Source organism: Ruegeria sp. SCP10 (assembly GCF_040329495.1).
Lineage (GTDB): Bacteria > Pseudomonadota > Alphaproteobacteria > Rhodobacterales > Rhodobacteraceae > Ruegeria.
Genome location: NZ_JBDZYF010000001.1, coordinates 901,838 through 914,016, shown reverse-complemented (window position 1 = coordinate 914,016; position 12,179 = coordinate 901,838). Strand labels below are relative to the sequence as shown.

The 12,179-nt window shown below is 57.5% G+C and carries 11 protein-coding genes and 1 riboswitch; of the genes, 5 read left to right on the top strand and 6 right to left on the bottom strand.

Annotated elements, in window-relative coordinates; genetic code table 11:
• Nucleotides 1-33 precede the first annotated feature (33 nt).
• Complete coding sequence (gene purD, locus ABLN87_RS04630) at nucleotides 34-1,296, top strand: phosphoribosylamine--glycine ligase (protein WP_353007928.1); 1,263 nt, start codon at nucleotides 34-36, stop codon at nucleotides 1,294-1,296.
• Between the two features lie 91 nt (nucleotides 1,297-1,387).
• Here the strand turns inward: purD and ABLN87_RS04625 are convergent, their stop codons facing one another.
• From ABLN87_RS04625 to ABLN87_RS04605, 5 genes are all read right to left on the bottom strand, one after another.
• A complete protein-coding gene (locus tag ABLN87_RS04625; RefSeq protein ID WP_353007926.1) occupies nucleotides 1,388-1,978 on the bottom strand; it encodes an FG-GAP repeat domain-containing protein in 591 nt (196 codons plus the stop codon).
• A 164-nt stretch (nucleotides 1,979-2,142) separates the two neighbouring features.
• Entirely contained in the window at nucleotides 2,143-2,466 is a 324-nt protein-coding gene (locus ABLN87_RS04620; RefSeq protein WP_039534845.1) for a 2Fe-2S iron-sulfur cluster-binding protein, read from the bottom strand.
• 255 nt (nucleotides 2,467-2,721) lie between these two features.
• A complete protein-coding gene (locus ABLN87_RS04615; RefSeq protein ID WP_353007925.1) occupies nucleotides 2,722-3,471 on the bottom strand; it encodes a creatininase family protein in 750 nt (249 codons plus the stop codon).
• 148 nt (nucleotides 3,472-3,619) lie between these two features.
• A complete protein-coding gene (locus tag ABLN87_RS04610; RefSeq protein WP_353007923.1) occupies nucleotides 3,620-4,309 on the bottom strand; it encodes a glutathione S-transferase N-terminal domain-containing protein in 690 nt (229 codons plus the stop codon).
• A 23-nt stretch (nucleotides 4,310-4,332) separates the two neighbouring features.
• Nucleotides 4,333-5,268, bottom strand: coding sequence for an alpha/beta hydrolase (locus ABLN87_RS04605; RefSeq protein WP_353007921.1), 936 nt, complete (start codon nucleotides 5,266-5,268; stop codon nucleotides 4,333-4,335).
• 133 nt (nucleotides 5,269-5,401) lie between these two features.
• A riboswitch (SAM riboswitch) is annotated at nucleotides 5,402-5,479 on the top strand.
• 65 nt (nucleotides 5,480-5,544) lie between these two features.
• Here ABLN87_RS04605 and metZ point away from each other — a divergent pair.
• Together metZ and folE2 are read left to right on the top strand one after the other, a co-directional pair.
• A complete protein-coding gene (gene metZ / locus ABLN87_RS04600) occupies nucleotides 5,545-6,735 on the top strand; it encodes an O-succinylhomoserine sulfhydrylase (protein WP_353007920.1) in 1,191 nt (396 codons plus the stop codon).
• A gap of 198 nt (nucleotides 6,736-6,933) precedes the next feature.
• On the top strand, nucleotides 6,934-8,034 hold the full coding sequence (folE2, locus tag ABLN87_RS04595) for a GTP cyclohydrolase FolE2 (protein ID WP_353007918.1): 1,101 nt from the start codon (nucleotides 6,934-6,936) through the stop codon (nucleotides 8,032-8,034).
• Between the two features lie 415 nt (nucleotides 8,035-8,449).
• On the opposite strand, the gene ABLN87_RS04590 is transcribed toward folE2, so the two are convergent.
• The gene (locus ABLN87_RS04590; protein WP_353007916.1) at nucleotides 8,450-8,881 is read right to left on the bottom strand and encodes a hypothetical protein; all 432 of its coding nucleotides are present in this window, start codon (nucleotides 8,879-8,881) and stop codon (nucleotides 8,450-8,452) included.
• A 224-nt stretch (nucleotides 8,882-9,105) separates the two neighbouring features.
• Between ABLN87_RS04590 and ABLN87_RS04585 the strand changes: the two genes are divergently transcribed.
• Nucleotides 9,106-10,554, top strand: a complete 1,449-nt coding sequence (locus ABLN87_RS04585) for a TrkH family potassium uptake protein (protein ID WP_353007915.1) — start codon at nucleotides 9,106-9,108, stop codon at nucleotides 10,552-10,554.
• Complete coding sequence (locus tag ABLN87_RS04580; protein ID WP_353007914.1) at nucleotides 10,554-12,128, top strand: 5-guanidino-2-oxopentanoate decarboxylase; 1,575 nt, start codon at nucleotides 10,554-10,556, stop codon at nucleotides 12,126-12,128. The genes ABLN87_RS04585 and ABLN87_RS04580 overlap by 1 nt, the downstream gene beginning before the upstream one ends.
• Nucleotides 12,129-12,179 lie beyond the last annotated feature (51 nt).

Genomic DNA, 12,179 nt, shown 5'->3' with positions numbered 1-12,179 from the left:
CGCAGGCAAGGCCAAGCAGATCGGAGAGCTTTCATGAACATCCTTATTCTCGGCAGCGGCGGGCGCGAGCACAGCCTGGCCTGGGCGGTGATGCAGAATCCCAAATGTGACCGCTTGATCGTTGCGCCGGGAAATGCCGGGATCGCTCAGATCGCCGATTGTGCTGCGCTGGATATCGAGGATGGTGGCGCAGTGGTCAGCTTCGCCGAGGAAAACGCGATTGATTTTGTCATCGTCGGACCCGAAGCGCCATTGGCTGCAGGCGTTGCTGATCGGTTGCGAGAGGCTGGCGTGCTGGTCTTTGGCCCCTCGGCCGCAGCGGCGCAACTTGAGGCCTCAAAAAGCTTTACCAAAGAGATTTGTGACGCAGCCGCAGCACCGACAGCGGCCTATGCTAGGTTTACCGAGGTGGAACCGGCCAAGGCCTATATCCGCGAGCAGGGTGCACCCATCGTGGTCAAGGCCGACGGTCTGGCTGCAGGCAAAGGCGTGATCGTTGCGATGGACGTGCAAACAGCGTTAGAGGCGATCGATGACATGTTCGGAGGTGCCTTTGGGGGTGCAGGGGCCGAAGTTGTGATCGAGGAATTCATGGAGGGTGAGGAAGCTTCTCTCTTCGTGCTGTGTGATGGAGAGAACATCTTGTCCATCGGCACAGCACAGGATCACAAGCGTGTGGGCGAAGGCGATACCGGGCTGAACACCGGTGGCATGGGCGCCTATTCACCCGCTCCGGTTCTGAGCGCTGAGGTCGAAGCCCGTGCGATGGATGAAATCATCCGCCCGACCATGGCCGAGATGAAGCGACGCGGGATGCCGTTTCAGGGGGTGCTCTATGCCGGTTTGATGATCAAGGATGGGCAGCCGCGTTTGGTGGAATACAATGTGCGGTTCGGCGACCCCGAATGTCAGGTGCTGATGATGCGTCTGGGCGCGCAAGCTATGGATTTGATGCATGCAGCGGCCGAGGGGCGGCTGGAGGAGACCCGGGTGAATTGGGCTGAGGACCATGCGATGACCGTGGTCATGGCTGCGCAAGGCTATCCCGGGGCGTATGAGAAAGGGACGGTCATCAAAGGTTTGGATGACCTGCCCGAAGACAGCAGCAATATGGTGTTTCATGCAGGTACCAAAGCGGTTGAGGGGCAGGTGCAGGCTTTTGGTGGTCGGGTGCTGAACGTCACAGCCCGCGGGGACACGCTGCACAAAGCGCGGGATCGGGCTTATGCGATGGTGGATGGGGTGGACTGGCCGGAGGGGTTCTACCGCCGCGATATTGGCTGGCGGGCGTTGTGATCTGATTGCCGGGCTGCGCCCGTCTCAGTTTTCTGGGCGAGGGGCCAGCCCCTCGCGCTCCCCGGGATATTTTTGGCCAGATGAAGATGGATCAGCAGTTTAGGGCTTGAGACAGGCTATCAGGGCCGCTGAATGGGCCGAGATCGGTTTTGGTCCAGTCGTTTAAGTAAGTGACGCTGATGATCCGGGACCAATCGGCGTTGACAACGATAAGCTCCGGCTGGCCGTTGCAGAGGCGCAGGCCGCCCGAGATGAAATCCTCACCGATCTTGTGATTGGTCAGGCCTGGGATTGCGGCGATCTCGGCCAGCTTACCATCCTTGAAGCGCCAGATACGCAGGGTTTTTGCCAGGTGAGGGCGGTCGATATAGGCAATCTCGACATGGTCGTCGCCATCCAGATCAGCAGCTCCGATTGGGGCGAGCCAACGGAAGCGGGTGCCGATATGCGGGGTGGCGGCAATTTTTGTTCCGGTTGCATCGTAGATTGCGAGTTGAGCACCGCGCTGGTCTTGAGACTCAACGACGACAGCTTCGACATCGCCATCGGAATCGACGTCCCAAAGCCTGGGCGCCAAGTCTTCGAAAACGCGATCTTCTGGCAGGGTGATGGTCGTGACCTTGGTGCCATCTTCACCTTTGACGCTTAATTCTAGCGCGCCGTATTCGATGTTGTCACCCAAGACACCATGCCCATAGCGCGTGGTTGATTCTATAAACTGGGCTGAGGTTATTCTGTCTGCGGTTACAAAGCTTGCTCCGGCAAGCCACATGCAACACACTGACAGAGCGCCGCGGGCCCGAAAGTGCCAGAGGCGAGCGGGCGGGCGCGGCGCTTTGGTTGGCATCAGATCTGCTTTTCGGGCATTTGTACAACCAGACCATCCAGTGCATCCGTCACCTTGATCTGGCAGGTTAGGCGCGAACGGGCCGGGTCGGGCTCGTAAGCGAAGTCCAGCATGTCTTCTTCCATATCATCCTTGGCGGGGATTTTCTCGACCCAGTCAGGGTGGATGTAGACATGGCAGGTTGAGCAGGCACACGCACCGCCGCAATCGGCCTCGATGCCTGGGATATTGTTGTCACGGGCCCCTTCCATGACCGTCAGTCCGTTGGCGACCTCGACTGTGTGTTCGGTACCGCCATGCTCGACATAGGTGATCTTTGCCATTGCGTGCGTCTTCCTTCTGCAAGTGTCGAATTCTTCATTAGTGAAGGGAGCTAAGCGTTTCCAGTGGCAATTGCGACGCATCGCGCCGCGTCTGGGCTTTCTCTATCGATATTCACTATTTATTTGCGGTTTTAGAGATGTCCGTATGGGCAACATCGGGTTGAATGTCTTGTGAAGCGATTTGCATGGTTGTGCACAGAAAACTGAACATATTCCGGCCAGTAGCCGTTGATCTGCAAAAGGGTATAACCGGGTTTAATCTGTTTCTTCTTCCCTGAAACGGCGTATCTGGGCTAGTGCGGCGTCGATCTTGAGCTGGATCATCGCTTTGCCGATTTCCGGGGTCGCAAGATCAGGTCGCCCGTCAAAGCCCGTGTTCCAGCCTGCAGGCACCGGTGTTTCCGTGCGACCTGCCGCATCTGGTTCGACGTACAAAAGCTCTGACGTGTCTCGCAGGGCGGCATGATTTCCGATTTGTTCGGCACTGAAGCCTTGGTTTTGCAGGTAAGTGACCTGGCCATTGTCTGCGTAGTAGTCAGAAACATGCCGCACCGTGACCCCGGCAGGCGCAAGCTCAAGGGTCATCGAAGCAGCGGCCTGGTCTTGCGCTGCCTGGTTCCCTCCGCTGTCTCCAATCAGCAGGATCTCATTGAACCCGTGTGTGGCCAAGCTGCGGATCGTCGCGACAAGTAACTCTTCGAAAACAGGTTCAGGTACAGATATCGTTCCCGGCCATTGCATGTGACCCGTCGGGTTTGGCTTAACCTCACCTTCTGGGACGTATTTGATGACCGGAGCGACAAGGGTTTTGCCAAGGTCTTGGGCAATTTGCCGGCTGGTATGTGCGACAACGAAGTTGTGTTTTCCAAGCGCCGCATGGGGGCCATTCTGTTCGGTCCCGCCGGTTGGAATAATGACGGTCGTGTAGCCTGCGTTTAGGGCGGCGTGGACTTCGGGCCAGGTCATGTATTCCAGAGACAGTTCGTTGTTAGCGCGGGTTTGCATGGGCTTTACCCAAAAATAGCCCGCGCCAGCCAAAGCGGCACCAAGGACGCAGAGCGCCCAAACTGTTTTGTTTCGTGCGAAAAGGCGCATGCGCAATCCATTTCGGTAACTAAGAGGCCGTTTGATCAGAACTACAGCCTAGTTGCTGCTACCGCTTGAATAAAACACTTTGTGCTGTCTTGTCCCGGTGATCCCCTCTGAGTTCTGCGTGAAGGGCGCGCCCGGCTTGTACAGCAGGGCGGGCGCTGACTGTGTCGAGCCATCTAGCGAAATGCGGTTTGTCTTCCAGGACTTGTTGCTGACCCTCCCAAAGGCTGGCCCAACCCCAGATCGCCATATCGGCGATTGAGTAGAAATCGCCCGCGACGTATTCGTTTTCGGCCAGTCTTCGATCGAGCACGCCGTAAAGGCGCCCAACCTCAGCGCGATAGCGATCCTTGGCATGGGGCAGGTCTTGGGGTGGGTCCATCTGAGGGGCATATTTCAGGAAGTGATGCGCTTGTCCGGCCATCGGGCCTACACCGCCCATCTGCCACATCAGCCACTCTTCGATGGCGATACGGTCACGTTCGGATTCGCCATAGAAACGCCCGGTCTTGCGCGCCAGATACATCAAGATCGCGCCGCTTTCGAACACGGAAACGGGTGCGTCATCCGGGCCGTCGGGGTCAACGATGGCAGGCATCCGATTGTTGGGCGAAATCTTCAGAAAGTCAGGATCAAACTGATCGCCCTTGCCAATATTGATCAGATGAGTGGTGTAAGGCAGTTCCATCTCTTCCAAGGCGATGGATACCTTCCAGCCATTTGGCGTGGGCCAGAAATACAGATCGATCATAATATCTCCTCAAGCTGAGGGGATCATGATGCTTTCTGAGCAAACGGCAAGAGGGCCTGCGGACGGGGTAGTGCAAAAAGCCGTGACCAACGCTTGTGCGGTGTTTCGGGGATACCGCGCTTAAGCGTATTTAGGCACAAGCGCTCGGTGTCGCGCAGCAGGGCATTATAGACGCGTAGCACGCCGGGGCGTGTGTAACTGGACCAATGACAGATGCGCCGCTCGGGCGCGGCGAGCGGGAAGATCAGCGCCGAAAGGTGATCCACCGTAGCCGGGCAATCGATCTGCAATGTAACAGCGTTTGGCGCCGTCAGGCCCGCGCCAATACTGAGATCCCCACGACAGGGCGGCTGGATGAAGGATTCATAAAGAAAGTCAAATAGATCGTTCTCGCGGCTGATGATGTTGATGAACTCAGCCGCGCGCCCGGCGGGCGTTGTCAGGGCCGCGGCTGTGCGGGATTGATAGGCGGCCCCGGTGAGGGAAACGATCCGGCTGAGCGCGCCCGTTGGAATGTGATGAAGCGCCTCAAGCGCCAGTTCGGTACCCATCGAGTGGCCGATAAAATGGATCGGACGCTGAGGATTCAAGTGATGGACGTGACGAATGACCTCTGCCAGGACCTTGCCTGCTTCAACAGCGCGGCGCTGCGCCGACCAGAGCGGGCCGCGCGCGTCCCAGCCAAAAGCGATGGCCAGACCTTCGTCTTCAAATCCGCTGCCAAAGCCAAGATGTTGTGGCCAGCTGGGGCGGTACCAAGGCATCGCCTTGGGATGCAGCGACAGAATATGTCGGTGTGGGCAAGCATTGGCATCATCCGGCCGGTACTTATACCCGTGGGTCATGATAATGACCGGTCCGTCGGATTGCCGGACCTCTTGCAGTGCCCCGATCAAGGGGCGGGAACTACCGTGCAATTCGGCACGTCCGTTGACAGCATTGATCCTGACTATTGGCATATGCTCTGCCTCACACAAGATGTTGTGGTGCCGCTTTGTCATAACGCTATGACGCTTCCATGAATGAACGATTACAGAACCGTGACGTTGCAGGTGTCGGGCTTGACGAATTCGCAACTGCGGCGTATGGGCAACAAGACCACGTGGCGATTTGTTACCGGATTGCGGGCCACGCTAAACAACACCGCTAAAAGGTCAGGATGAAAGGCCCCTTTCGCTTGACCGCGTCTGGGGTTTTTTTGATGCGCCTCGGGGGTCGAGGCCGAAAGGAATGACATGAGCGAGAGCTGGAACAAACGCACTCAGGCCGTCCACGGCGGCATTCGTCGCAGTCAGTATAATGAGGTGAGCGAGGCGATCTTCCTGACCCAGGGCTTTGTCTACGACAGTGCCGAGCAGGCCGAGGCCCGGTTTCTGGAATGCGGCCCCGATGAGTTTATCTATGCCCGTTACGGCAACCCGACTGTGTCCATGTTCGAACAGCGCATCGCCGCGCTGGAAGGGGCCGAGGATGCCTTTGCCACCGCGTCAGGTATGGCTGCTGTCAATGGTGCGCTGACCTCGATGCTGAAAGCCGGGGACCATATCGTTTCGGCCAAAGCGCTGTTTGGGTCCTGTCTGTATATCGTTGAAAACATCCTGACCCGGTTCGGGGTTGAGGTGACTTTTGTGGATGGCACAGATCTAGAGCAGTGGGAGGCAGCAATTCGGCCAGACACCAAGGCGGTGTTCTTCGAATCCATGTCGAATCCGACACTTGAGGTAATCGATATCGAGGCGGTCGCCAAGCTGGCACATGCGGCAGGTGCCTTGGTCGTGGTGGATAATGTGTTCTCCACCCCCGTATTTTCGCGTGCGATTGAACAGGGCGCGGATGTGGTCGTCTACTCGGCCACCAAACATATCGACGGGCAGGGACGCGCCTTGGGCGGTGTCATCATCGGCACCCGGGACTTTATTCGAGGCGCGGTCGAACCCTATCTGAAACACACCGGTGGTGCGTTGAGCCCATTCAATGCTTGGGTCATGCTGAAAGGTCTGGAAACCATGGCGTTGCGCGTGAACGCGCAAGCGGCCACAGCCCAGCACATCGCCGAAGCGTTGGAAGGACATCCTGCTTTGGAGCGGACGCTTTATCCAGGGCTAAAAACCCACGCGCAAAACGCTCTGGTACAGTCGCAACTGGGCGGAAAAGGCGGCACCGTTCTGTCGCTGGACATCAAAGGGGGCAAGGACGCTGCGTTCAAGTTTCTCAATGCCATGGCGATTCCGGTCATCTCGAACAATCTGGGCGATGCGAAATCCATTGCCACCCATCCGGCAACGACCACACATCAGCGCCTGAGTGATGAGCAGAAGGATGAGCTGGGCATCACCCCCGGTTTGATCCGGTTTTCGGTGGGGCTTGAGGACGCAGATGACCTGTTGACGGATATCCGCAACGCTTTGAAGGCGTCACAAACCTGAGTAGATTGGGGGCGAAAATGCCCCCAATTTCATGGAAAAACGCGGCGTATCCCGTGCTCGCCGTCGGTATCGGCCTAAAAACGCCGGTATTTTTCATTTCATTTCAATCCGGAATGGTATCGCGTCCGTAAAACGCTACACTGGCAAACGAACTGCAGTCATCTATATCAAGGATGACCAATCGAGGACCCTTAGCCAATGAACGTTCATCCGCGCGATATTGATACTCCGGACCGTGACGAGGCCGCCGCCGCCCTGAAGCTGCTGCGCAAATGGGCCGAGACTGCGTCAGCTCTTGAGATTTCGCAGCTTGATCCTGCCGTGGCACGGCTGATTCCAGGGTTCAATGCACAGAACTATCCGGCGCTTGCGCGGGAATATCCCGAAGAATTTGCGGTGGATGCCGCCTATCGCGCCTCGCTACCCGATCTGCAAAACGGTCCCTCTAGTTTGATCCGTGGTGCAAAGCAGCAGATCCAGCATGTCGGGATTTCCAATTTCCGCCTGCCAATCCGATTTCATCGCAAGGGCGGCGATGACCTGACGCTTGAGACCTCGATCACAGGCACCGTAAGCCTTGAGGCCGAGAAGAAGGGCATCAACATGTCCCGGATCATGCGGTCTTTCTACAAACATGCGGAAAGGACGTTCAGCTTCGAGGTGATCGAGGCCGCGCTGAGCGATTATCTGACCGATCTTGACAGTTTCGATGCCCGCATCCAGATGCGGTTTTCCTATCCGGCGAAGGTCGAAAGCCTGCGGTCGGGGCTGGAAGGCTATCAGTATTACGATATTGCGCTGGAATTGGTCGAACAGAATGGCGTGCGCCAAAAGATCATGCATCTGGACTATGTCTATTCTTCAACTTGCCCCTGTTCGCTGGAGCTGAGCGAGCATGCGCGGTCGCAGCGGGGACAGCTTGCAACGCCGCACTCTCAGCGTTCGGTCGCGCGGATTTCCGTTGTGGTGGATTGCGATGCAGATTGTCTGTGGTTCGAAGACCTGATCGAACTGTGCCGCCGCGCCGTGCCGACAGAAACGCAGGTCATGGTGAAACGTGAAGATGAACAGGCCTTTGCCGAATTGAACGCGGCCAATCCGATTTTTGTTGAAGATGCGGCACGGCTGTTCTGTGCCGAACTGTTGGCCGACCATCATGTCGGAGATTTCCGTGTGATCGCAAGCCATCAGGAAAGTCTGCACAGCCATGACGCGGTTTCGGTTTTGACCGAGGGGCCCACCTTCGAGTCGGTCAGTCTGGACCCAAGATTGTTCACAACCCTTTTCCACGTCGGGTAACGACAGCGCCTAAGCGCCTGGATTTTCATCACAAAGAACCCGTATCAGCGCTCTATCGCCGCATTGCAGCAAGAATGCTGCACTTGCGCGATATTGTAGTGTAAGAATGTTAGGGAATGCAGCTGCCGCATGACGGGCTTTGACCTGCGTGCTGCCCCGGAAGGACACCGAGACGTGCTACGCCTTGGACTGCAATACCCAAAGCTCTGCCCAGATGATCTGGGCGGACAGGGACACTCATCCTCAGATTTTAAACTGCTTCGCTGTTACAGGAGAGACATGTAATGAATCCAATTACCCAACCGCTGGAGTTTCAGGCAGCGGCATTTCGCGTGGCTGGTTACGCCATGGTGAGCCAAATCAAGATCATGCAAATCGTTGCCCGCTCGGCAATGGAATTTCCATTGGCTCAGGTTCAGGCAGTGCAGACGACGGCACTGGGGTCGACCCCCGTAACCAAAACGCCTGCACCCAAGAAACCTGTCGCAAAACGCGCCAAAGCCACCCCGGCAAAAAAAACCGCTGCATCAAAGCCTAAGGCGACTGCTACAGCAAAGCCCAAAGCGGCAGCAACAACAGCGAAGTTCAAGGCCAAACCGCGCACAGCAGCTAAACCTGCACCTGAAGCAAAGCCCACGCCAGTGGTCAAATCCGAGCCGGTGGCAATGCCTACAGCCGTAGCCAAAGCGCCTGTCAAAGCTGAAGCTGCAGTCCCCAAACCTGCAGCGCCCGTAACAAAGGCTGCACCGCCAAAGCCCGCCGTTGCCAAACCCGTCGCGGCGAAACCAGCGCCGAAAGCGCGGGCTTCAAAACCGGTTACTCCTAAGCCCACGGTCGCAAACGCCACTGCAACACCTGCAAAAACGGCAGCTGCCCCTAAAGCCGCGTCCAAGCCGCGGCAGGCGACTGCGGTGAAAGCAGCGCAGGCGGCCGAAGCACCGAAACCTCAAGCCCGCCGTACACGCGCGCCGTCAAAACCGCCTGCAATGCCCAAGGCAACCCAGAGTTCCGACGAATAATCGCGGATCATCTGCTTGACACGGTCGGGTCGGCGCGCCAACGCTGCGCCTCATGATGGATCTTCGCCCGGTCGGATATGTGATTGGCTTGCTGGTCGCCATTCTTGGGGCGACCATGCTGCCGCCTATGGTTGCCGACCTGATCGAAGGACGCGGCGAATGGCATGTCTTTCTGGAAAGCGCCATCATCACCATGCTGGCAGGTTCGGTTCTGGCCATCAGCTGCTCGAACGGGGTGGGCGAGGGCCTGACCATTCGGCAGACCTTTTTGCTGACCACGGGCGTCTGGGTTGCCTTGCCGGTCTTTGGGGCGATCCCGTTTCTGTTTGGTGAAACTGAACTGCGTTTTGTCGATGCGTATTTCGAGGCGATGTCAGGGCTGACCACCACTGGTTCAACCGTCATTTCGGGTCTGGATGATATGCCTCAAGGTTTGTTGCTTTGGCGTGGCATTTTGCAGTGGCTGGGCGGCATTGGTATCATTGTTGTCGCCATGGTGTTCCTGCCCGAGCTACGCGTGGGCGGGATGCAGATTTTCCGTTCGGAAGGGTTTGAAACCATGGGGAAAATCCTGCCACGCGCGCAAGAGATTGCGGGTCAGATATCCTTGATCTACGTATTCCTGACGGTTGTCTGCATGTTGGTCTACGCAGCACTGGGCATGGGTTTTTTCGATGCGCTGGTGCACGCTTTTACGACTATCTCGACAGGCGGGTTTTCGAACTATGATGCCTCATTCGGGACGTTTACAGGGCCGTCGGAATATGCCGCATCGGTTTTCATGATTTTGGCGGCACTGCCTTTTGTGCGCTACGTGCAACTTGCCAACGGGCACACGTTTTCACTGTGGCGTGACAGTCAAATCAGAGCATTCATAGCCACGATATTGGTTCTGGTCGTCGTCATGTCGGTGTTCCTGACATCTGTGTTTCCACACCATTGGGAACAGGCCTTCCGAGAATCCCTGTTCAACATCACCTCGATCATTTCAGGCACCGGTTATGCCAGTGTCGACTATATGAGCTGGGGTAGCTTTGCGATCATGTTGTTTTTCTTGATCGGCCTGATTGGCGGTTGCGCGGGCTCGACCGCCTGTTCGATCAAAGTGTTCCGCTATCAACTGCTGTTTGCGTCGATCAAAACGCAAATCCGGCGCATTCGATCACCACATGGTGTGTTTGTACCCTTGTATGACGGCCGCCCTGTCAGCCGGGATGTTCTGACCTCGGTCATGAGCTTTTTCATGTTCTTTGTGCTGTCTATGGGCGTATTGTCTTGGGCGCTTGCGTTGACTGGGTTGGATTTCATCACCTCGGTTTCAGGGGCCGCCACCGCACTGGCCAATGTTGGCCCGGGGCTAGGTGATCAGATCGGGCCGGCAGGCAACTTTTCCGGGCTGAACGATACGGCGAAGTGGTTGTTGATCATCGGCATGCTCGTGGGACGGCTGGAGCTGTTGGCCGTCTATGCAATCTTTACCGTTCAATTCTGGAGAAGCTGATGAAAAGACCCCTTGGCGCGCAACTTTCGCATATGCTCAGGGATCGAGGCGTCGATGTGATCTTTGGCATTCCAGGTGTGCACAATCAGGAACTGTACCGCGGTATCGAAGAGGCGGGGATAACCCATATTCTGGCGCGGCACGAACAAGGGGCGGGGTTCATGGCGGATGGATATGCCCGTGCGACCGGTACACCGGGTGTGGCTTATGTGATCACGGGGCCGGGGCTATGCAACATCATGACGCCCATGGGGCAGGCCTACAGCGACTCAGTGCCGATGCTGGTTCTCTCATCCTGTCTGGACGAAACGCAGGAGTATCGCGGCCAACTGCATCAGATGAAGGATCAGCAAGCTGCAGCGGGAACTGTCGCAGACTGGTCCGCACAGGCCAATACCGCGCTAGCAGCCTATGGGTTGGTGGAACGCGCATTTGAGGAGTTCGAGCTCAATCGCCCCCGGCCCAAGCATATTCAGGTGCCGATTACCAAGTTGGAAGCAGATGCCGATCCAGCCCCGTTTCCGAACCAGTCAGCGTTGCGCACCAAGGCACAGCCGCCCGATGTGGCGCCGGTTGTCTCTCTGCTGAACCTTGCCAAACGACCGTTGTTCATTCTGGGGGGCGGTTGCCGGTCGAACGAATGGCGGCAAATCCTGACACAGTTGGGCGCGGCCTGTTTCACCACCTATGCCGGACGCGGGATGGCCGGGGTGAACTATCCGCTGGATTTCGGGGCGATGCTGCCCCGACCCGGCAGCGCCGATGTCATCGCTTCAGCTGATCTGGTAGTCGCGGTTGGCGCAGAGCTGGGAGAGGTCGATCTGTGGCGGCGCGAACTGGGGCACAAAGCCACCCTGATCCGCGTTGATCTGGACCCCGAGGTGCTTTCGGATCATCACCGGGCTGCCGTCAAAATTCAGGCGGATAGTGCAAGTTTCGCACGGGTGCTATGGGCGGTCACCGAAGATGCCAAACCTGCCACGGGCTGGACCGCGGAGGAGGTTGCCGAAGCGCGTGCCCGCTGGCGGGCAGAGGTGGATGCCGAACGGCCGGGCATCGTGCCTGTTATCGACGCCCTGCGCGCCGCGATGCCTGCCGATACGATGATCTATTCCGACATGACGCAGTTCGCCTATGTCGCGAAAGAAGTCTGGGATATGGCCTATCCCCACCATTGGCACCACCCCACAGGCTTTGGCACGTTGGGTTATGCTCTACCCGCCGGGATCGGCGGGGCGATCGGGCGACGAGGCAAACCAACAGCCGTGATCGCCGGAGACTACGGGTTCCACTATACGATGCAGGAACTGGGCGTTGCGGTGGAGCTGGGTCTGCCTCTGCCCATTATCCTGTGGGACAATGGTAAGTTGAAAGAGATCGAGGACAGTATGGTCCGCGGCCAGATCGCCCCAAATGCGGTTGTGGCGCGCAATCCCGATTTCTGCAAACTAGCTGAGGCATTTGGCGCGCGGTCTGCAGCACCCTCTACGCTGGATGCGCTGCAGGATGCCGTGCGCGCCGCGTTCGAGGCCGACGGCCCAACGCTGATCTACATCACGCCTGATATCCTGTGAAACGAAAAGCACCGCAGAGAACTGCGGCGCTTTCTGATTTACCAGTGTGGC